The organism is Halobellus sp. MBLA0158, assembly GCF_041477585.1.
GTDB classification, from domain to species: domain Archaea; phylum Halobacteriota; class Halobacteria; order Halobacteriales; family Haloferacaceae; genus Haloquadratum; species Haloquadratum rubicundus.
Window position 1 is genome coordinate 2586404 of the sequence record NZ_JBGNYA010000001.1, and the last position, 18854, is coordinate 2605257.

Consider the following 18854-nt stretch of genomic DNA (forward strand, 5'->3'; position numbering starts at 1 on the left):
CCGAATGACAGACCAATGACTGAACTTCGCGCGCCTCCGGCGGACCGCACCGTCGAGGAACTGCTGTCGTTCGGCGTCGTGAACCTCGACAAGCCCGCCGGCCCGTCGGCCCACCAGGTGTCGGCGTGGGCGCGGGACGCCGCCGGCGTCGACCGCGCCGCCCACGCCGGGACGCTCGACCCGAAGGTGACCGGCTGTCTGCCGATCCTCCTGGGCGATGCGACCCGCCTCGCGCCGGTGTTCCTGGAGGGCGCGAAGGAGTACGTCGCCGTCCTGGAACTCCACGGACCCGCGCCCGGCGACCTGGAGGCCGTCGCCGCGGAGTTCGAAGGCGAGATCTACCAGAAGCCGCCGCGCAAGAGCGCCGTCGCGCGCCGCCTCCGGACGCGAGAGATCTACGACCTCGACGTCCTGGAGGTCGAAGAGCGGCAGGCGCTCCTCCGGATCCGCTGTGAGAGCGGTACCTACATCCGGAAGCTCTGCCACGACCTGGGCCTCGCGGCGGGGACCGGCGCGCATATGGGCGACCTCAGGCGGACCGCGACCGACCCGTTCGACGACCGGGACCTCGTCTCGACCGCCGATCTGACCGACGCGCTCGCGTTCGCCGAGGAGGGCGACGAAGAGCCACTCAGAGCCGCCGTCGCGCCCGCGGAGCGGGCGCTGTCGCACCTCCCGCGGCTGACCGTCGCCGTCTCGGCGGCCGAACAGATCGCGGAGGGCGCACCGGTGTACGCGCCCGGCGTCGTCGACGCCGACTCGGATCTCGACGCGGTGGCGCAAAGCGACGAGGCGCCCCTCGTGGCCTGCTTCACCCCCGACGACGCCGCGGTTTGTCTGGGGCGGCTCGTCGGCGACCCGGACGCCGAGCGCGGCGAGGTCGTCGCGCTCGAACGCGTCCTGGTGTGATAGTGATTACTCTCGTCTCTTCCCGCCGAACGCCGTCACCGGTGACGGCGTTCGGCGGTAAACAGTGAGAGTAATCACTATGAGTCTCGGAACCGGGCGCTCGACCGTGCGACCGACTGACGGCCGCGCGGTGAAACGAAGGACTTAACGGTACCAGCGGCATCCCATCGAATGCACTCTGGGACCGTGGGGTAGTGGTATCCTCTGCCGATGGGGTCGGTAGGACCTGAGTTCGACTCTCAGCGGTCCCATAACAAATTCTACGGTGGCTATCGGAGAGCGGCGCGTATCTCCGACACCAGTTGAGATGAGTGGCCTGACCCCCGGGTTCGCGAGGTCGTCTGATACGTATTACCGGGTGATCGCGTTCGGGGAGGTAACACTCACTGACGGCGTCGAGGAGCGGATCCGCGGCGAACAAGAGCTTGCGTCGCTGTACGACAGTTCGGCCGAGAGCTGATTGGCAGCCAGTTCACGGCACAGCGTCACATAGGACGACAGCGCGACGATACGAGAACTCTGGAGTTCCTATCCATCACGCCGAATCCGCCGCGAACGTCGGGAGCAGCGACGACTGCGAAGGCAGAACCAATCGAACGATCGCGCCCTGCGGATCGTTGTCTGCGAATTCGACGCTTCCACCGGACATCTGCACCGTCCAATAGATGATCCACAGGCCCAGCCCCTCGGTGTGAGCAAGTGGGGTCTCCGCCGGCAGTTCGATCGGCTTCCAGTCATCCTCCGAGATCCCCACTCCGGTGTCCGCTATCTCGACGACCACGCTGTCGTCGGCCGCTTCGTATAGCGTGACCGTCACCGCGACCCCGGCGGAGTTGTGTTCGATGGCGTTCAGTACCGCCTCTTCGATCGCGAGCGAGAGCTTCGGATGCGCTCGGACGCAGCACGTCTCGGGGAGGTCCGTCGTGAGCGTTACCTCCGGGTAGTCCGCTCGAATGTGTGTGATCTGGGCGCGGACGACCTCCGTGAGGTCGAACTCGCGTAGCGTCTTCGTCTCCCAGATCGAAACGATCTGTCGGGTCCGGTCGGTCGTCTCAAGAAGCTCGTGGAGGTGGCGGCGAATGATACGCGTTCGCTCCGGTAGTTCCTCGACGTCATCGGCGGCCTCGACGATCTCGAGATACCCGAGTGCGATAGAGAGTTCGTTTCGGATGTTGTGCCGGAGCACGCGTTGATTGATTCTGAGCAGTTTGGAGAGCTCCCGTTCCTTGATGAGGCGTTCGGTGCTCTCGACGTAATACACACTGCTCCGCGTGCCGACGACCGCCCCGAGAGCGCCAGCAAACGAAACGAGGAACGAGAACTCGCGGGGAGGGCCTCTGATGGCCCAAATGGTCCAGACAGCGACGGCGAGGATCATAAACGCGACAGTCACACCGACGGTCAAGAACAGGGCTCGCCACCGGCCGCCCTGAGAGATGTCTCGGTCGGGGAGCGTGTAGGCCGTTGAAATCACGAAGAGCGAGAGGCTCCAGATGATGAACGATTCGAGGACGGTCTCGAGCCCCTGGCCCTCGAAGAGCGCATGTTGGGTGCCCAAAAGAAAACAGAGGGATCCCAGGGTGTAGAACCCATAGCGTGGCGATATGTCGAGCGACATAGAAAGGTACGGAACAATAGGCATAGAGACGCGCATAAAGTCATCGGCCAACGCGCCGGCAACTGCCTCATCGTGGCGTGAAGTGCGGAATCTTCGATGGGCACAGGGACGCCTTTCGATCACTCCAGAGCCAGTCCGACCACGACGAATACGATTCCCGTCAGAGCGACCGCCGTCGCGTAGACGACCATCCGAAGTCGCTGTGTGGTTTCGGCGCCCGCGGGGTCATACCGCCACTCGCGTACGGGCACCCACGAGCGGGCTCGCCCAAGCGGGTCGCCGAGTAGATAGCCGGCGAACGCGAGGAGGAAGACCCCGAGCCCGAGCGCGGTGAGGTTCATATCCGCGGGTATCGTTCGATTTTAAAAGTGCCTTGTGGGTGGGCCCGCTCGTGGAGGCGTTTGTTTCCGTCGCCGGCGGCGAGTGACTCGCGTAGACCAACGTGGCTAGAATTATCATCGATCGCCGGCTACGAAATACCGTGTCCGCCCTCCAGCGACGGTTCGCGATATCGGGTCCGTGGAAGCGCCCTCTCGCTATCAGCACCGCCGTCACCGTTCTCTACGCGAGTTGCGTGTTCGGGTATAGTCTCCTGCCCGGCTCGAACGTCTCAATCTCGGGGACGCTATGGGGCGCACTTGCGTTGTCTACGGCCCTTGGATTGGTGACGATAGGGGTTCCCGTCTTTCTCTGGCTTCGGTACGAGATTCGCAGTCCGGGGGTGCTGTTGGCGGCCATCCTCACGTTCTGGCACGTCCTGGTATACGTTCCACCGATCGGAAGCGGACAGGGCGATTCGCCCGGGTTCCTCTTCGTGTTCGTCTGGGCACCGATGTATCTCGGCGCCTACGTCCTGCTGGCCGTGGTAGAGTACTGGCTCCGGAATCACGACCTCCCCGTTTCCGTTCCGAGTTCGTAGTTAGACCGGACCATCCCCGGACCGAACGGTGAGCGCCTTCTGCGGACTGTTCAGTGGGGATCCACGAGCAGGTGTACCCGATCGATCAGCACGGATGAATACCGCCAAACTGCATTCGACGGATAAGCAGTCGGAAAACCGACGGAATACGGAGGATAAATTCACTACGGACACAGTTTCCAACTGCTGAGAATCGGATGTCCGTTTTTCCGCCCGTTCGTCGAATCACCAACGATGGCCTCCCACCAGCGGACATACTCGGAGATGCATATCGCATCTTCGATCGACGAGTTCATCGGCGAGACGCCGCTGCTCCGTCTGGACGCCTTCGCGGACAACCTCCTCGGAAAGGTCGAGGCGCAGAACCCGTATTCGGTCAAGGACCGCATCGCCCGCGAGATCATCGATGCGGCCGAGGCCGACGGGGCTCTCGAACCGGGCGGCACGGTCGTCGAGTCCACGAGCGGGAACACCGGTATCGGCTTGGCGGCCGTCTGCGCCGCCCGGAACTACGACTGCGTGCTCACGATGCCGTCCTCGATGTCCGAGGAGCGACGGGCGATACTCAGTGCTCTCGGGGCGGATCTGGAGCTCACCCCCGCAGAGGACGGGATGGGCGGCGCCAACGAGCGTGCCTCGGAGATCGCCGCTGAAGACGAGAACGCGGTCCTCGCGCGTCAGTTCGAAAACGAGGCGAATCCCGCCGCACACCGCCGAACGACGGGGCCGGAGCTGTGGCGCGCGACGAACGGCGAGATCGACGCGGTCGTCGCGGGTGTCGGGACGGGGGGCACGATCACCGGCGTCGCCGAGTACATCAAAGAAGAACGGGGGAAGCCGACGCTCACCGCCGTCGCGATAGAGCCCGCCGAGTCGCCGACGATCTCGGAGCGGTGCTCGGACGGTCACGACATCCAGGGAATCGGTCCGGGGTTTCTCCCGGAGGTGCTCCGGACCGAACTGATCGACGAAGTGCGGGGGGTCGACGCGTCCGACGCAAAGACGGCGGCTCGAAAATTGGGACGCACCGAGGGCTTGCTGGTCGGGATCTCGTCGGGAGCGGCGCTCGCCGCCGCGGCCGAGTACGCGACCGAGCATCCGGACGAACTGGTCGGCGTCGTGTTGCCGGACCCGGGCGAACGGTATCTTTCGACGGACCTGTACGAAACGGGCTGACGGGCTAGCTCTCTCAGGTGGCGGTCGCAGGTGCGCAACCGCAGTCTCTTCGGGTGCCGATTCGTCGAACGGCCGTCGTGGTCTCCACTCTTCGATCGCTCGATGCAGATCGCACCGTGGACTTCCCAGTCGGTGAAGCCGTCTAGTCGATAGTCCGTGTCGGCTCCGCCGCTGAGCGCGCGAAGCCCAAGAGATATTACCAAGTAATATAACCTAGTGATCAATGGCGCGAACCCAGCTTCAGCGTGCCCGCGACGGCGAAGTGACCGCGGCGATGGAACGGGTGGCCGAGCGGGAGAACCGCGACCCCGAGTTCGTCCGGCAGCAGGTCGCCGATGGACAGGCGGTGATCCCCACGAACCACGCCCACGACGCGCTCGATCCGATGATCATCGGGCGGGAGTTCGCCACGAAAGTCAACGCCAACATCGGCAACAGCGAAGAGACGAGCGACCTGCAGGGAGAACTGGAGAAGCTCCACGCCGCCGTCCACTACGGCGCGGACACCGTGATGGACCTCTCGACGGGGGCGAACCTCGACGAGATCCGCGAGGCCAACGTCGAACACTCGCCGGTGCCCGTCGGAACAGTCCCCATCTACGAGGCGATCAAACACGTCGACGAGCCCGCCGACCTCACCCGCGACCTGCTACTCGACGTCATCGAAAAGCAGGCTGAACAGGGAGTCGACTATATGACGATCCACGCCGGCGTGTTGCTGGAACACCTGCCGCTGACCGACGGCCGGAAGACGGGTATCGTCTCCCGTGGCGGGTCGATCCTGGCCCGGTGGATCGAGGAGAACGGGAGACAGAATCCTCTCTACACCGGGTTCGAGGAGATCTGCGAGATATTCGCCGAACACGACGTCACGTTCTCGCTCGGGGACGGTCTCCGCCCGGGCAGTCTGGCCGACGCGGGCGACGAGGCGCAGTTCGCCGAACTCGACACCCTGGGCGAACTCACCCGGACTGCCCGGGACCACGGCGTGCAGGTGATGGTCGAGGGACCGGGCCACGTCCCGATGGATCGGGTGGCGGACAACGTCGAGCGCCAACAGGAGGTCTGTGACGGGGCCCCGTTCTACGTGCTCGGACCGCTCGTCACCGACGTCGCGCCGGGCTACGACCACATCACGAGCGCCATCGGCGCGGCCGAAGCGGGCCGTGCCGGCGCCGCGATGCTCTGTTATGTCACGCCGAAGGAGCACCTGGGTCTCCCCGACCGGGAGGACGTGCGCGACGGACTGGCGGCCTACCGGATCGCCGCCCACGCGGCCGACGTCGCGACCGGCCTGCCGGGCGCCCGCGACTGGGACGACGCGCTCTCGGAAGCCCGCTACGCGTTCGACTGGCGCCGGCAGTTCGACCTCGCGCTGGATCCACAGCGGGCCCAGGAGTACCACGACCAGACCCTCCCGGGCGACAACTACAAGCAGGCGCGGTTCTGCTCGATGTGCGGCGTGGAGTTCTGCTCGATGCGGATCGACCAGGACGCCCGCGATGCCGACGGCGAGATGTCGGCGCTCGACGACGAGACCGACCTCGACGACTCCCCCGCCGCCGAGGCGAATCTCCCGCCGGTCGGCACCCACGACACCAGCGGCGTCCCCGAGGAGATCGAGATCAACGGCGTCACGTTCACGCCGGATCAGGGCCACGCCGACGACTGAAGTCTCGGTCAAGCATCAGCGTCCGTGCCTCTGAGCGACGGGCTCGAATGCTGGACTCGACGCAATCGGTGGTGCATCGGTGGTGCGACAGACGCCCGCACGGTCGGCGCCAGAAGGGCTGTGGGCCCTCCACGAAGCTTATGAGCGGGTGTCGATCACTCGGAATATGGTCCGGTTCGGAGCCCTCCTCCTGGGCGTCGTCCTGACGTTCTTCGGATTTGGCGCCGCCTGGAACGCCCGCGAAGTCGCCCGGAAGGACGAACAGTACGACGCGATCGGAAGCCGACGCGGGTGGCTCGACGCGGAGCCGGCGGGATGGAAGGTGTCGGTCGTGCGGCTGTCGTGGGGGATCGTGGGAATCATCGGCCTCGCGCTCGTCGGCGCGGGGCTGTTGTTGTAATCGTTCGTCGGCGCATGCACCCCGCGCTGGCGTTGCCGCTGGAATCTCGAACCGACGAGAAATATCGACACCGATCAGAAAATGTCCGCTCGGATGTGGATACAGCGCCGACCCGGCCGATCAGAACTGGCCGGCGTCGGCGTCCCGGGAAGAGCCCCCGTCGGTCGCCGCCGGGCTGTGTCCCGTGCTGCTCGCGTCGACGCCGGGATTGGCCTGATCGCCCGCGTTCCCGCTCCCGCTCCCGGCGACACCGATGTCGAAGGTCGCGAGGTGGGCCTCCAGGTCGGACGCCTGCTCGGCGAGGACATCGGCGCTCGACGTCACTTCGGTGAGCGAGGCGGCCTGCTCTTCGGCCGCCGCGGAGACGTTCTCGGTCTCGGCGTCGACCTCTTGGCTGTCGTCGACGACCTCGTCGATCATCGCCACGACCTCTTGGGCGGAGGCCGCCTGTTCGTCTGTGGCGCGGCTGACCTCCTGGATGCTGTCGTTGATCGATTCGACGTACCCGGTGATGGCTTCGAGCGCGTCGACGCTCTCTTCGATCGTGTCCGCGCCGTCTGTCACCTCCGAGCGCATCTCCTGGATCTCCTCGACGGTGCCGGTGGTCGACTGCTCGACCGCCCCGATCCGCTCTTCGATCTTCCGGGTGGCCTCGCCGACCTCCATCGCGAGGTCCTTGATCTCGTCGGCGACGACCGCGAAGCCCTCGCCCGCCTCGCCGGCGCGGGCGGCCTCGATCGAGGCGTTCAGCGCCAGCAGATTGGTCTGTTCGGCGATGTCGTCGATGAGGTCGACGATCTCGCCGATCTCGGCCATCTGCGATTCGAGCGACTCGATCTCCTCGACGGTCCGCTCGCTCTTCGCTTCGATCTCTTCTAGGGCCTCGATCGCCTCTCCGGCGTTCTCCCGCCCGTCGTCGCCGCGATCGGCGGCTTCCTCCGCCGTCGACGCGACCTCGTCGGCCGAGGAGGCGACCTCCTCGACGGTGGCCGAGAGGTCGTTCATCTCGTCGGAGACGGTCTCCAGGCTCTCGGTCTGTCGGGTGCTGGTCGAGGCGATGCCCTGGACGGACTCGCTGACCTGCTGGCTCGCCGACTCCACCTCGCGGGCGCTGTTTGCGACCGTCTCCGTCTCGCTGGCGACCGCGCCGGAGAACTCCCGGATGTCCACCATCGTCGCCTGCAGATCACTCATCATCGAATTGAACGACTCCGCGATCTCCACCATCGCGTCGCTCCGGCTCTCGGGGTCCATCCGCCGGGTCAGGTCGCCGTCGGCCGCCGCGTCCATCGTGGCGCTGAAGGCCGCCGCTTTCGAGACGAGAGCGTCGTTCAGCTCTTCGGCATCGTCTTTCGCTTCCTGGGCCCGCCGTCGCTCCTGTTCGACGCTCTCCCGTTCGGCCTTCAGTTCGACGACCGACGAAAGCGACCCGGTCGAGGTGATGGCGAAGACGCCGATGGTGATCGACAGGAGGATCAGGCTCAGCAGGTCCCAGAAGGACCCGCTGATGCCGAGCCACTCCAGCGCGACCACGCCGGTCCACATCGCTCCGAGGAGGCTCCCGAACGCCACGTTCGACCAGAAGCCGGCCTCCAAGTCGAAGTCGTGATAATTGCGCACCGAAAGAACCGCCGCGGCCCCGAACCCCGCGACCGCCAGCAGGTCCAAGACCGCGGTGAAGGAAACCATCGGTCAGCCCTCCACGGCGTCCGAGCCGCCGAGCGTCTCCGATCCCCCGAGGCCCGCCTCTTCGGCCGCCGAGAGCCGCTCCCGGCGATCGTAGGCCGCGTAGGCGAACGCCACGCCCGATCCGAGGAGCCCGAACGCGTGTTCGACGAAGTTGAACACGTCCCCCAGAACGAGCGCCTCGACGTTGGTCGCGACAGCACCGACGACCAGGCAACAGTACCCGAGTGTGAACCACTTCGCCTCGTCTGTGTACCTGAGTATCACCGGAACTAATCCGACGATAGCGACCGTCAAAAGCACCAATTCCCCCGGTTCGAGCGCGCCAAGCGACACCATACGCGCCAGTTGCCAAACCGTCGCATAAACGTTCCGCGCCAAAACTCACGTTTGATAATTATTATATACTGGATGTTGTCAACCGATAAATATTTCTTGGTCGAGGACCCGATCCGATGCCTTTCGATCGGGGGAACGCCGTCCGAAACGCGGGGGTGCCGTCAGTCGAAGCCGCTGACGAGCGTCACGAGCCACTGGGCCGGGTCGTCGCGGCGGCGGACCTCGACGCGCTCGACCCACTTGACCCACTGGAAGCCGCGCCGGCCGGGCGCGACGAGCCGCATCGGGCCGCCGTGGCCGTGGCTCAGCCGCTCGTCGGCGACGTGCGTGGCCAAGAGCGCGTCGCGGGCCTCCTCGACCGGGAGCGACCACCGGTAGCCGGTGACGGAGACGAAGCGGACGTACCGCGCGCTTTCGTCGACGCCCGCGGCGTCCAGCAGATCGCCGACGCGGATCCCGCGCCACCGCTGGACCGTGTACCAGCCGCTCGTGCAGTCCAGGAGGGCTTCGCGCTCGCTGAGAGCCTCGCCGTCGACGACGACCTCGTCGTACGCGAGCGACAAGGGCGTCTCGACCGCGCCGCGAACCGCCAGCGACCACTCGCCGGGGTCGATCGGGTCGGGGTCGTCGGCGACCCACGAGGTCACCGGAAACGCGCCGTTGCCGTCGCCCTGACGGGGCTGTGACCCGGTGAAGCGGCGGTCCGCGCCCGGCGTCTCCAGGACGTCGTTCGCGACTTCTTGCGCTCGGTAGACGACGCCCCCGCCGAGGAGGAGCGCCGCGTACTTCAGCGTCGTCCGCCGACGGTGGAAATCCCGACGCTGCGGGAGGCGAAAGCGCGTCGCGAGGTGGGCGGCGATGAGCGGGACGAGCACGAGGCCGAAGCCGACGTGGACGCTCAGGAGCGTCCACAGCCACAGCCGGGCGTCGAGGCCGAGGACCCACGCGATCCCCGTCGCGAGCGCGCCGACGGCCGCGACAAGCGTCGCCACCGAGAGCGCGGTCGTGGGTCGCCACCGGGAGCGGTCGGTGAGCCGGTGGCGGACCCGCGCGAGCTTGAATCCGAGGAGCGCGACGATCGTCAGCCCGACGATCCGGTGGAGCCAGAACAGCGGCCAGCCCGAGGGCGACCCCACCGTGAAGGAAAGCAGTCCCGAAGCGGCCTCGACGCCGACGAGCGCGAGGAGCGACCAGTCGACGAGCCGCGGCGGCGGCCGCACCGCGTCGGCGACGTCGCGGAGCCGGGAGGCTGGCCACATACTCCTTGCTAGGCCCGCCGCCGCAAGAAGCGTTCGGGCCGCAGACGACGGAGAGGGCATCGAGGAGGCTCCGTCGCCGCCGACGACACCGACCGGATCGCCGAGTGACCGACAGCGACAGTATAATACTCGGCCGGCATCGCCTACGGGTATGGAGCGATTCGACGTAGCAGTCGTCGGCGGCGGCCCCGCGGGCTCGTCGGCCGGCCACGCGGCCGCGTCCCGCGGCGCGTCGGCGGTCGTCCTGGAGAAAGGGGTGCCGCGGACGGACCGCCCCGATCGATTGGGACCGGACTCGACGGACGCCGCGGGCATCCTCGACTACTGGGTCGACATTATGGGGATCCACCCCGACGAGATGCCCGAGGGCGTCGTCCTCGGCACTCTCGACCGCGCGGAGTTCATCGGCCCCTCTGAGTCGCTCACGCTGCGGTCGACGGGGATCGAGTCCTCGTACGACAACTTCGGGTTCTGTATGCAGCGGGCCCGCTTCGACGACTTCCTCCGCGACCGCGCCGAAGAGGCCGGCGCCGAGTACCGCGCCGGGGTCTCGGTCCGAAGCGTCGAGACCGACCGCGACGGCGACGGTCCGCGACACCGACTCGAACTCGCGAGCGGCGACGAGCTCGGCGCGGAGTACCTGATCCTCGCGGACGGCCCCCAGCGCCAGGTGACGAACCGCGTCCTCGACGAGTACCTCCCGTTCGACGTCACGGAACGGCTCTCGACCCGCGAGACGAACCACATCGCCTACCAGGAGCACCGCCGGCTCCCCGAGGAGGTCTTCGAGGAGGTCGCGGGCGCGATCAAATTCTGGTGGGGACACATGCCCGGCCACACCGCCTATCCGTGGATCTTCCCGAACGACGACAACGTCGCCCGGATCGGGCTGACGATGCCGATCGGGATGGACATCGAGGCCGTCGAGAACCGCGGGGACTACCCGCTCCTGCGGCCCGACGACGAGCGGATCCCCCAGGGGAAGGAGTACATCCGCCGGCTGCTCGAACAGGAGTACGGCGACGAGTACGACATCGAGGACGACTTCCCGCTCGTCGAGAATCGCGGGAAGTCGAAGGGGACAGAGACCTACGCCATCTCCTCGACGCGGCCGATCGACTCTCCCACGGGCGCGGGCGTCGCCGTCGTCGGCGGCGCGATGGGCGCGACCTCGGCGTTCCACGAGGGCGGCGACCACACGGCCGTCCGCACGGGCGCGATCGCTGGCGAACTCGCCGCCGAGGGCGATCTCGCACCATACAACGCCCGCTGGAAGGACGCCATCGGCGACGAGATCCTCCGCAACGTCGCGATGGCCGACATCGTCCACGACTACGAGCCCGACGACTGGGACTGGGCGTTCGCTACGGCCCGCAAGCTCCTCGAAAACAGCGAGGGCTACGGGCTCTTCGACACGAGCAACCTCAGGGCCGGGTTCGGCGCCGCGAAGCTCGTCACGACCTACAAGCGGACGAAGTTCTCCTTCCGGAACGGGAAGTACGTCCAGATCGGCGAATCCGACTACACGGTGTAGCGGGTCGGGCCGGTGAGTCGGAACGGCCTTTGCCCTCGACCGCCTTCCCCCGAGTGCGCACCCTCAGTCCCCGCCCGAGTACTCCCGTCACGGGAGCGATGACACGGCGGCGAACCCGGGTGTGCGACACAGGGACCGTCCGCGCCCCACAGACGGACCGCCCGACACGAGGGTTTCCCGGCCGACGCGGCGTGCCGCCACGGGATGAGGCCGGTCGTTAGTGTTTCGGGCGACATACCGACCTTTCGTACTGGGCGAGTCTGCGGCTCGTTCGGTGAAAACTCGATCAAAGATGCTCCTCGTTGGTCGCCGGGGGTCGAACGCTATAGCCCACCTACAGCCAGTTCCGGCTCACGTATTCAAGTGTCACTTCGGATTGGTCGATGTACTCGGAGAGTTCGTGTACGATATCTCCTACCTCTCGGGCCGAAAGCGTCTGATCCGTCTGGAAGAGAACACCGGCGGTATCTTCGACAGTGATCTGAGTGAAGAAGTCGTCGTCCTGAGTGAGAACGAGACGGTCTGTCTCGCGTGCATACGCAGCGATCGATTCATCTTCAGCACCCAGGCCGAGTTCTGCGATATCCCCGATCCGTTCAACGCTATGTCCGAGCTTCCGCAGGTAGTTGATCGTCGCCTGCTCGACGTTTTCGTCAGCGAGGATACGATACCCCATCAGTCACGAACGTCGTCTGGATCGGTCGCCAAGTGAGCGTGTGCTTCGATCGCGGATCGTCGCCGACGTTCGATCGTCCGCATCTCTTCGGGGTGGTCGTGGTAATAGGTGAGCGCCCGATAGACATCAGCCACGTCAAGATCGTGGCGATCGGCGACCGTACGCGGATCGAGTCCCCGTTCCTCGATTTGCTCTTTGAGGAACCGAACCGTAATCCGTCGGCCCTCGAGATGCGGCTCGTCGTGGAGTTCCTGCACGATACGTTTCGTCACTTGGCTCATACTGGGCGCTACGCCGCCATCACACTTGAACGTCTGGACCGGATTTCTTCCGGAGTCACTCTCACCGGTCCTACTGATAGCACCTCACCCGATAGAGGCCCCAGAGATACCGATTCCGCCACGGATTCAAACCGACCGCGGGCTCGGATTCGCTCACCGATACTACGCGCTCTGTAACTCTACTGTGACCCGCGTGCCGTCCCACTCGCTGGTCTCGACATCGAGCTGCCCGCCGGAGCTCCGCACGATCCACTGGGTCAGCCACAGCCCGACGCCGGTGCTGTGAGTGAGGTCCGTCTCCGTCCCGTTCCGCAGGACCTCGCGTTCGTTCGTCGGCAGTCCGGGACCGTTGTCGGCGATGACCAGTCGGACGCCCGCAGAGGAGTCGTCGGGCTTTCGGGCTTCGATCCGCACCCGCGGGTCGTCGGCGTCGTTGTGTTCGACGGCGTTCTCCAGGAGGTTGTCGAGCCCGTACGGGAGGAGTTCGTGCGCGGCGACCGGAAGCGACTCGGGGACGTCGACGTCGACGCGGGCGTCGGGCCAGTCGCGTCGGAGCCGCGCGGCGTGCTCCCGCAGTTCGGGCCCGAGATCGAACGTCGCGGGGGCCGAATCGTCGGGCTCGCCGAGCCGCTCGATGTTCCGCGCCGCCTCGCTCAGATTGCTGATGTTCGCGACGCGCTCGTCGATGACCTCGAGGTGATCGGACTCGGGAATCTCCTCGGAGAGCAGATCGAGGTGGCCGCGGATGACGGTGACGTCGTGGCGGATGTTGTGCCGCAGCGCCCGGTTCAACACCGTCAGGCGCTGCTCGCGCTGTTTCCGCTCGGTGATGTCGCTGATCACGAAGGTCGCGCCGGTGAACTGCCCCTCGTGGTTGTAGAGGGGCGCGCCCCACAGGCGGACGTCGAGGAGCGAGCCGTCCTTGTGACGGTGCCGAGTCTCGACGCCGGTCAGCCGCTCGCCGTCCTCCAGCTCCGAGACCGGCGGGATCGACTCCGACGGCTCGGCCACGACGCGGGCGTACGGCTTCGATAGCACCTCGCGCTCGCTCCAGCCGAACGTCCGCTCGGCGCCGTCGTTCCACAGCTGGATGCCGCCGTCTTCGTCCAGCACGACGATGGCCACGGGCGCGACGTCGACGACGGACACGAAGCGGTTGACGAGGTACTCCACGGTCGTGGTGAGCACCGCGGCGCCCTCCCGGGGCGTCAGGTGTTCCTGGAGGATCGTCACCAGGTCGGCGGCGAGTCGATCGACCAGTTCGTCGCGGTCCGACGGCGCGTGCGACTGGTACGTCTCGACGAGCAGCCGCTGGGCCTCGTGGTGCCCCTGCGACCCGAGGATTCTGAACAGGGACCCGACGAGCTGGTCCGCGTGGCGATCCATTTTAGGCCAGCCTAAATAGTGGGGCGTCAAAGCAGTTCCGGATCCCGTCCCCGAAATGACAACTGAATTTCGGGTGCGCGCGAGACGTCGCCGCGAATCCCGAGACGGGCGGTAATAATTAACCGAAGGCGAGCGGAAGACGGTGGTATGCCAGCGAGACAGTCGAACGCAGCCGATTGGACGGAACGATGAAGGTCGCGGTGTACGGGGCCGGCGGGGTCGGCGGCTACGTCGGCGGTCGCCTCGCGCAGGCCGGTGCCGAGGTCCACCTCATCGCGCGGGGCACCCACCTCGACGCGCTCAGAGAAGCGGGGCTCCGCGTTGAGAGCGTCGAGGGCGACTTCGCGGTCGACCTCCCGGCGACCGACGATCCCGCGGAGATCGGCCCGTGCGACTACGTGCTCTTCACGGTGAAGTCCTTCGACACCGAGGCCGCGGCCCGGAATCTGGCGCCGCTCGTGGGCGAGGACACCGCCGTCGTCTCGCTCCAGAACGGCGTCGACAACGAGTCGGTCCTCGCCGACGAGGTCGGGGCCGAGCACGTGATGGGCGGCGTCGCGTACGTCTTCTCGACGATCGGCGAGCCGGGGGTGATCGAACACACGGGCGGTCCGACGAGCTTCACCATCGGCGAACTGGACGGCTCGCGGAGCGAGCGCGCCGAACGGCTGGCGAAGTGGTTCGAGCGCGCCGACGGAATGGACGTGGAACTCTCCGAATCGGTGCGGACCGAGATCTGGGAGAAGGCCGCGTTCATCTGTGCCCAGGCCGGGATGACCGCCGCTGTCCGCCTCCCGCTGGGCGAGATCCGCCGCCACGAGGAGTCCTGGTCGATGTACCGACGGCTCTTCGAGGAGGTCTGCGAAGTCGGCCGCGCGGCGGGGACGGACCTGACCGAAGAGACCGTCGAGGAGTGGATGGCGTTCGCCGAGGGGCTGGAGGGCGACGCCTACTCGTCGCTGCACTACGATCTGACCCACGGCAAACGGATGGAACTGGAGGGGCTCCACGGCGCGATCATCCGGCGGGCGCGCGAGCACGACATCGCCGTCCCGATGAACGAGGCCGTCTACGCGATCCTCACGCCGTGGGCCGCGCGGAACGCCCAGAGCGACGAGGACTGAAAGGCGTCTTTATCCGCGATCCGCTTTCGATTCGCTCGGTCTGCTCGGGAGATACTTTGGAATCCAACACGAATACGTCGAGGAAACGGCGCGTCGATCGCGTTCTCGGAACGCGTCGACGACGTGGGTGCGGACCGGCGTCTCGTACTTGATTCCGGCGTTTCTCTCGTTCGTCACTTCGGATTCTGAACTTTCGTCCGCCGATCGATTCGGAATATGAGTCGCAATCGCATTGGGAGGGGAACGTGTAGGCTAGACCGACACGATGAGACTGAAACGGTCCGAATCGTCCGTCGGAGGTGAACCGCGATGGTAGTCGAGACCGCCGTCGAGGGGCTCCGGCTCGCGGGCGAGATGGCCTGGGAGACGTGGTGGGCGCTCGTCCTGGGGTTCACCATCGCCGGCGCGGTCGAGACGTTCGTCAGCGAAGAGCGGATGTCGGCGGTCCTCGGCGGGGACGGCTGGCGCGAGCTCGGCCTCGGCACGGTCTTCGGGGCGGCCTCCTCGTCGTGTTCGTTCGGCGCGGTCGCGACGACGAAGTCGCTGTTCAAGAAGGGCGCGTCGCCGGTCGCCAGCCTCGCGGCCTTCCAGTTCGCCTCCACCAATCTCGTGATCGAACTGGGGCTCGTGATGTGGATCCTGCTCGGCTGGCAGTTCGTCCTCGCGGACTACGTCGCCGGCCTCCTCCTCATCGGCCTGCTCGCGGTGGCGTTCAAGTACGTCGTCCCCGAGTCGTGGTTCGCGGCCGCGCGCGAGCACCTCCAGTCGACCGAGGGCGTCCGCGACCCCTCCTGCGGGATGGAGGTCGACCCAACGAGCGACGACGTCCTGAGCGTCGAGACCGACGGCGGCACGGAGTACTTCTGCTCGGAGTCCTGCAAGGAGGCGTACCTCGAATCCGAGCGGCAGCGGGACGCGACCTGGCGCGACAGACTCCTCACCGGTGACGGCTGGCGCCTCGCCTCGAAGAACGCGCTGGGCGAGTGGGAGATGCTGTGGACCGACATCGTCGCGGGCTTCCTGATCGCCGGGCTCATCGGCGCGTTCGTGCCCCGGGCGTGGTGGACGACGCTGTTCGGCGTCGGCGCCGAGGGGACGTTCGCGTGGGTGCTCGCGAGCGCGGTCATCGGCGTCGCCATCGGCGTCGTGACGTTCGTCTGCTCTGTCGGGAACGTCCCCTTCGCGGTGATCCTCTGGAACAACGGCATCGCCTTCGGCGGCGTGATGTCGTTCATCTTCGCGGACCTGATCGTGCCGACGATCGACGACGCCTACCGGCGCTACTACGGCCTCCGGCTGGCGGCGGTCCTCTTCGTCAGCATCTTCGTCGCCGCCGTGATCGCCGGCGTCGCCATCCACTACCTCTGGAGCGGCATCGGGCTGGTCCCGCCGCAGGGGCAGGCCGGCGGGACCGCGCCGTCCGGATACACCATATACCTCAACGCCGCGTTCACCGTCGTCTTCCTGGCGCAGGTCTACGTGGGCTACTGGCAGACCGGAAGCGACGCCGAGAGCGAGGGCGCGCACGCCGGCTGATCGGACCGGTCACGCCGCGTCGCCGTCGACGACCGTCCCCGCCGACTCGCCAGCCAGGAAGGCCGCGAGATCGTCCGGTCCGAAGATGTGGGCCGGCGAGTCCAGTTCCAAGAGCGCCCGCACCTTCTCGGCCATCCCGCCGGTCACGTCAGTCGCGTCCGACGCGCCGAGGACGTCCTCGACCTCGGCGAACGACGAGATTCGCGGGATCACCGCGCCGGCGTCGTCGTAGACCCCCGGTACGGTCGAGCAGAGCCCGACGCGGTCGGCGTCGAGTCCGCGGGCGAGCCGCGTCACGACCTCGTCGCCGCTGATGATCGTCGCGCCCGCGCCCGCCTGCGCGACGACGTCGCCGTGGAGGACGGGAACGAAGCCCTCGCCGAGCAGCGTCGCCGTCGAGTCGAGCGGCATCGAGAGCGCAGCGTCGGCGTCGCGAGCGGCGAGAGAGAGCGGGTGGACCGGGAGCGCCGGGACGCCGGCGTCGTGGAGCCTCGCGACGACCTCGTCGTTCAGCCGGCGCATCGCGTCGTGGATGGCCCAGACGCCGGGGGCGTCGCGGCTGCCCGCCGAGAGACTGACGCCGTGTTTGTCCGCCTGGTGGTGGCCGAAGCTCCCGCCCCCGTGGACGAGGACGAGGCGGTCGAGGTCGGCCTCGGCGACCGCTTCGACCGCCGCGTCGAGTGCGTCGTCGTCGACGGTCTCGGGGGTCTCCTTGTCGGTGACGACGCTGCCGCCGAGCTTGAGGACGACCGTCATCTCAGGCGTCCCCGCGGTCGGCGGCCGCGGTGCCGTCGCCGGACGACTCGACGCGGACGCCCTCGCGATCGAGTTCGGCGCGGAAGGCGTCGCGGCACTCGGCGGTGTACCGAAGCGCGGTCCGGGTCTCGGGCGTCTCGTCGAGCGCGACGATGCACCCCCCGCCGCCGGCGCCGGTCAGTTTCGCGCCGTGGGCGCCGGCCTCGCGGGCGGCCCAGACCATGTTGTCGAGCGTGCGCGAGGAGACGCCCAGGGCCTCCAGGAGGCCGTGGTCGAAGTCCATCAGCCGGCCGAGTTCCGCCAGGAGGTCGGCTGTCGGCTCCGAGTCGGGGTCGGCGTCGTAGAGGCGTTCTTCGCCCGCGCGGACGATGTCGCCGATGCTCTCGACGGTGTCGGCTGCGAAGCCGTACTCCGCGCGGAGGTCGCGGACGCCCGCGACGAGTTCGCCCGTGTCGCCCGCGCCGCCGTCGAAGCCGACGACGAAGGGGAGGTTCGGCGTCTCGATGCGGCGGCAGTCGTCGCCCTCGACCCTGACGGCGCCGCCCATCGCCGAGCAGAAGGTGTCCGCGCGGGAGGCCTGCCCGTCCTGGACGTCGTACTCCGCGCGGTAGGCGCGGTCGGCGATCTCATCCTTGCTCAGTTCGACACCCAGCTCTCGGGTCGCGGCGTCGATGCCGGCGACGACGACCGCGGCCGACGAGCCCAGTCCGGCGCCCAGCGGGATCTCGCTCTCGACGGTAATATCGAACCCCGCGTCGGGGGCGTCGGCCGCGTCGCGGGCCTGTTCGACCGCGGCGTCGATGTAGCCCATCGCGGCGTCGACGAGTCCCTCGGGGACGTCGACGTCCGGCCGCTCGGCGGTGTCGCCGGCGTACTCGACGGTGAAGCCGTCGAGGCTCAGGTCGCGGGCCTGGACTCTGATGTGGTCGTCCGCGCGGGCGTCGACGGTGACCGTGGCCCGGCGCTCGATGGCGCAGGGGACCGCCGGCTCGCCGTAGACGACCGCGTGTTCCCCGAAGAGGTACACCTTCCCGGGGGCGCTCGAAACGGTCATACGGGAGGAATACGAGGGGCGCCGCTTAAGCCATCCGACCGCCAGCGAGGGGGTGCGCCCGTCCGGGCCGCCTCACGCGGCGCCGTCCGCGTCGTTCGCGTCGTCCCCGCTCCCGGTAGTGAAGTCCGTGAGTTTGGTGCGTTCGCCGTCTCCGCGAGAGCGGGCCGCGAGGAGTTCGATGACGAGCGCGACGAGGGCGATGAACACGACGAGCAGGAGGCGCTTCGAGACGCAGCCGCCGCGCCCCGCCCCCGAATCGTCGCTCTCGTCGTCGCTTTCGTCGCCCTCGGACGACGAGCCGAAGAGCCCGCCGATCGCGGGCGCGGTGTTCGTCGCCTCCGCGTTCGCGGAGAAAGTAAGGCCGTCGTGCAGGTGGATCTCGAAGAGGGTGAATGACGTGTCGCTCATCTCTCGTCTCGGTACGCCGACAGGAGGAATAACCGTTGTGGAGCCCGGGCCGCGGGCCGAGTGACGGGGCGGTTTCGAACCGACCAAAGGGCCGGTATCCCGTAGTTTCAGGTGAACGGGG

General features: G+C 67.3%; 20 protein-coding genes and 1 tRNA gene. 10 read left to right on the forward strand and 11 right to left on the reverse strand.

Annotation, left to right across the window (positions count from 1 at the left end; translation table 11 throughout):
- Positions 1 to 15 precede the first annotated feature (15 nt).
- The 3 genes from OS889_RS13015 to OS889_RS13025 all read left to right on the forward strand — a co-directional run bounded on the left by OS889_RS13015 (position 16) and on the right by OS889_RS13025 (position 1369).
- Positions 16 to 909 (forward strand): RNA-guided pseudouridylation complex pseudouridine synthase subunit Cbf5, encoded by an 894-nt coding sequence (locus OS889_RS13015; RefSeq protein WP_372390369.1) that lies wholly within the window; start codon positions 16 to 18, stop codon positions 907 to 909.
- Positions 910 to 1089: 180 nt separating this feature from the next.
- Positions 1090 to 1160, forward strand: a tRNA-Pro gene (locus OS889_RS13020).
- Positions 1161 to 1216: 56 nt separating this feature from the next.
- Complete coding sequence (locus OS889_RS13025; RefSeq protein WP_372390371.1) at positions 1217 to 1369, forward strand: hypothetical protein; 153 nt, start codon at positions 1217 to 1219, stop codon at positions 1367 to 1369.
- A gap of 75 nt (positions 1370 to 1444) precedes the next feature.
- On the opposite strand, the gene OS889_RS13030 is transcribed toward OS889_RS13025, so the two are convergent.
- The gene (locus OS889_RS13030; protein ID WP_372390373.1) at positions 1445 to 2563 is read right to left on the reverse strand and encodes a sensor histidine kinase; all 1119 of its coding nucleotides are present in this window, start codon (positions 2561 to 2563) and stop codon (positions 1445 to 1447) included.
- 83 nt (positions 2564 to 2646) lie between these two features.
- Positions 2647 to 2868 (reverse strand): hypothetical protein, encoded by a 222-nt coding sequence (locus OS889_RS13035; RefSeq protein ID WP_372390375.1) that lies wholly within the window; start codon positions 2866 to 2868, stop codon positions 2647 to 2649.
- Positions 2869 to 3008: 140 nt separating this feature from the next.
- Here OS889_RS13035 and OS889_RS13040 point away from each other — a divergent pair, with 140 nt between their 5' ends.
- The 4 genes from OS889_RS13040 to OS889_RS13055 all read left to right on the forward strand — a co-directional run bounded on the left by OS889_RS13040 (position 3009) and on the right by OS889_RS13055 (position 6694).
- Positions 3009 to 3446 carry a hypothetical protein gene (locus OS889_RS13040; RefSeq protein WP_372390377.1) on the forward strand — a complete coding sequence of 146 codons (438 nt, stop codon included), beginning with the start codon at positions 3009 to 3011 and terminating at the stop codon, positions 3444 to 3446.
- A 234-nt stretch (positions 3447 to 3680) separates the two neighbouring features.
- Positions 3681 to 4622, forward strand: coding sequence for a cysteine synthase A (cysK, locus tag OS889_RS13045; protein WP_372390379.1), 942 nt, complete (start codon positions 3681 to 3683; stop codon positions 4620 to 4622).
- Between the two features lie 223 nt (positions 4623 to 4845).
- The gene (gene thiC, locus OS889_RS13050) at positions 4846 to 6294 is read left to right on the forward strand and encodes a phosphomethylpyrimidine synthase ThiC (RefSeq protein ID WP_372390381.1); all 1449 of its coding nucleotides are present in this window, start codon (positions 4846 to 4848) and stop codon (positions 6292 to 6294) included.
- A gap of 166 nt (positions 6295 to 6460) precedes the next feature.
- Positions 6461 to 6694, forward strand: coding sequence for a hypothetical protein (locus tag OS889_RS13055; RefSeq protein ID WP_372390383.1), 234 nt, complete (start codon positions 6461 to 6463; stop codon positions 6692 to 6694).
- Between the two features lie 120 nt (positions 6695 to 6814).
- On the opposite strand, the gene OS889_RS13060 is transcribed toward OS889_RS13055, so the two are convergent.
- From OS889_RS13060 to OS889_RS13070, 3 genes are all read right to left on the reverse strand, one after another.
- Positions 6815 to 8383, reverse strand: a complete 1569-nt coding sequence (locus tag OS889_RS13060; RefSeq protein ID WP_372390385.1) for a methyl-accepting chemotaxis protein — start codon at positions 8381 to 8383, stop codon at positions 6815 to 6817.
- 3 nt (positions 8384 to 8386) lie between these two features.
- Positions 8387 to 8719, reverse strand: coding sequence for a DUF8530 family protein (locus OS889_RS13065; RefSeq protein WP_372390387.1), 333 nt, complete (start codon positions 8717 to 8719; stop codon positions 8387 to 8389).
- A 161-nt stretch (positions 8720 to 8880) separates the two neighbouring features.
- On the reverse strand, positions 8881 to 9978 hold the full coding sequence (locus OS889_RS13070; protein ID WP_372390389.1) for a molybdopterin-dependent oxidoreductase: 1098 nt from the start codon (positions 9976 to 9978) through the stop codon (positions 8881 to 8883).
- A 151-nt stretch (positions 9979 to 10129) separates the two neighbouring features.
- On the opposite strand from OS889_RS13070, the gene OS889_RS13075 reads away from it, so the two are divergent.
- Complete coding sequence (locus tag OS889_RS13075) at positions 10130 to 11512, forward strand: NAD(P)/FAD-dependent oxidoreductase (RefSeq protein ID WP_372390391.1); 1383 nt, start codon at positions 10130 to 10132, stop codon at positions 11510 to 11512.
- A 334-nt stretch (positions 11513 to 11846) separates the two neighbouring features.
- On the opposite strand, the gene OS889_RS13080 is transcribed toward OS889_RS13075, so the two are convergent.
- The 3 genes from OS889_RS13080 to OS889_RS13090 form a co-directional block, all read right to left on the reverse strand.
- Positions 11847 to 12188: a DUF5615 family PIN-like protein gene (locus OS889_RS13080; RefSeq protein ID WP_372390393.1), complete on the reverse strand. Its 342-nt coding sequence runs from the start codon at positions 12186 to 12188 to the stop codon at positions 11847 to 11849.
- Positions 12188 to 12469: a DUF433 domain-containing protein gene (locus OS889_RS13085; RefSeq protein WP_372390395.1), complete on the reverse strand. Its 282-nt coding sequence runs from the start codon at positions 12467 to 12469 to the stop codon at positions 12188 to 12190. Before OS889_RS13085 ends, OS889_RS13080 begins: the two co-directional genes overlap by 1 nt.
- A 162-nt stretch (positions 12470 to 12631) precedes the next feature.
- Complete coding sequence (locus OS889_RS13090; protein WP_372390398.1) at positions 12632 to 13855, reverse strand: PAS domain S-box protein; 1224 nt, start codon at positions 13853 to 13855, stop codon at positions 12632 to 12634.
- Between the two features lie 188 nt (positions 13856 to 14043).
- Here OS889_RS13090 and OS889_RS13095 point away from each other — a divergent pair, with 188 nt between their 5' ends.
- Both OS889_RS13095 and OS889_RS13100 read left to right on the forward strand, forming a co-directional pair.
- Positions 14044 to 14979, forward strand: a complete 936-nt coding sequence (locus OS889_RS13095; RefSeq protein ID WP_372390400.1) for a 2-dehydropantoate 2-reductase — start codon at positions 14044 to 14046, stop codon at positions 14977 to 14979.
- Positions 14980 to 15288: 309 nt separating this feature from the next.
- Positions 15289 to 16515: a permease gene (locus tag OS889_RS13100; RefSeq protein WP_372390402.1), complete on the forward strand. Its 1227-nt coding sequence runs from the start codon at positions 15289 to 15291 to the stop codon at positions 16513 to 16515.
- 9 nt (positions 16516 to 16524) lie between these two features.
- Here the strand turns inward: OS889_RS13100 and OS889_RS13105 are convergent, their stop codons facing one another.
- The 3 genes from OS889_RS13105 to OS889_RS13115 all read right to left on the reverse strand — a co-directional run bounded on the left by OS889_RS13105 (position 16525) and on the right by OS889_RS13115 (position 18733).
- Entirely contained in the window at positions 16525 to 17271 is a 747-nt protein-coding gene (locus OS889_RS13105; RefSeq protein ID WP_372390404.1) for an isopentenyl phosphate kinase, read from the reverse strand.
- 1 nt (position 17272) lies between these two features.
- Positions 17273 to 18325, reverse strand: a complete 1053-nt coding sequence (mvk, locus tag OS889_RS13110; RefSeq protein WP_372390407.1) for a mevalonate kinase — start codon at positions 18323 to 18325, stop codon at positions 17273 to 17275.
- A gap of 72 nt (positions 18326 to 18397) precedes the next feature.
- On the reverse strand, positions 18398 to 18733 hold the full coding sequence (locus tag OS889_RS13115) for a hypothetical protein (RefSeq protein ID WP_372390409.1): 336 nt from the start codon (positions 18731 to 18733) through the stop codon (positions 18398 to 18400).
- Between the last annotated feature and the right edge of the window lie 121 nt (positions 18734 to 18854).

Bases quoted from the DNA above. Each gene is read 5' to 3' on its own strand.
- OS889_RS13015 (WP_372390369.1), top strand. From the start codon at position 16: ATGACTGAACTTCGCGCGCCTCCGGCGGACCGCACCGTCGAGGAACTG.
- OS889_RS13025 (WP_372390371.1), top strand. From the start codon at position 1,217: ATGAGTGGCCTGACCCCCGGGTTCGCGAGGTCGTCTGATACGTATTAC.
- OS889_RS13030 (WP_372390373.1), bottom strand. From the start codon at position 2,563: ATGCGCGTCTCTATGCCTATTGTTCCGTACCTTTCTATGTCGCTCGAC.
- OS889_RS13035 (WP_372390375.1), bottom strand. From the start codon at position 2,868: ATGAACCTCACCGCGCTCGGGCTCGGGGTCTTCCTCCTCGCGTTCGCC.
- cysK (WP_372390379.1), top strand. From the start codon at position 3,681: ATGGCCTCCCACCAGCGGACATACTCGGAGATGCATATCGCATCTTCG.
- thiC (WP_372390381.1), top strand. From the start codon at position 4,846: ATGGCGCGAACCCAGCTTCAGCGTGCCCGCGACGGCGAAGTGACCGCG.
- OS889_RS13055 (WP_372390383.1), top strand. From the start codon at position 6,461: ATGGTCCGGTTCGGAGCCCTCCTCCTGGGCGTCGTCCTGACGTTCTTC.
- OS889_RS13060 (WP_372390385.1), bottom strand. From the start codon at position 8,383: ATGGTTTCCTTCACCGCGGTCTTGGACCTGCTGGCGGTCGCGGGGTTC.
- OS889_RS13065 (WP_372390387.1), bottom strand. From the start codon at position 8,719: ATGGTGTCGCTTGGCGCGCTCGAACCGGGGGAATTGGTGCTTTTGACG.
- OS889_RS13070 (WP_372390389.1), bottom strand. From the start codon at position 9,978: ATGTGGCCAGCCTCCCGGCTCCGCGACGTCGCCGACGCGGTGCGGCCG.
- OS889_RS13075 (WP_372390391.1), top strand. From the start codon at position 10,130: ATGGAGCGATTCGACGTAGCAGTCGTCGGCGGCGGCCCCGCGGGCTCG.
- OS889_RS13080 (WP_372390393.1), bottom strand. From the start codon at position 12,188: ATGGGGTATCGTATCCTCGCTGACGAAAACGTCGAGCAGGCGACGATC.
- OS889_RS13085 (WP_372390395.1), bottom strand. From the start codon at position 12,469: ATGAGCCAAGTGACGAAACGTATCGTGCAGGAACTCCACGACGAGCCG.
- OS889_RS13090 (WP_372390398.1), bottom strand. From the start codon at position 13,855: ATGGATCGCCACGCGGACCAGCTCGTCGGGTCCCTGTTCAGAATCCTC.
- OS889_RS13095 (WP_372390400.1), top strand. From the start codon at position 14,044: ATGAAGGTCGCGGTGTACGGGGCCGGCGGGGTCGGCGGCTACGTCGGC.
- OS889_RS13100 (WP_372390402.1), top strand. From the start codon at position 15,289: ATGGTAGTCGAGACCGCCGTCGAGGGGCTCCGGCTCGCGGGCGAGATG.
- OS889_RS13105 (WP_372390404.1), bottom strand. From the start codon at position 17,271: ATGACGGTCGTCCTCAAGCTCGGCGGCAGCGTCGTCACCGACAAGGAG.
- mvk (WP_372390407.1), bottom strand. From the start codon at position 18,325: ATGACCGTTTCGAGCGCCCCCGGGAAGGTGTACCTCTTCGGGGAACAC.
- OS889_RS13115 (WP_372390409.1), bottom strand. From the start codon at position 18,733: ATGAGCGACACGTCATTCACCCTCTTCGAGATCCACCTGCACGACGGC.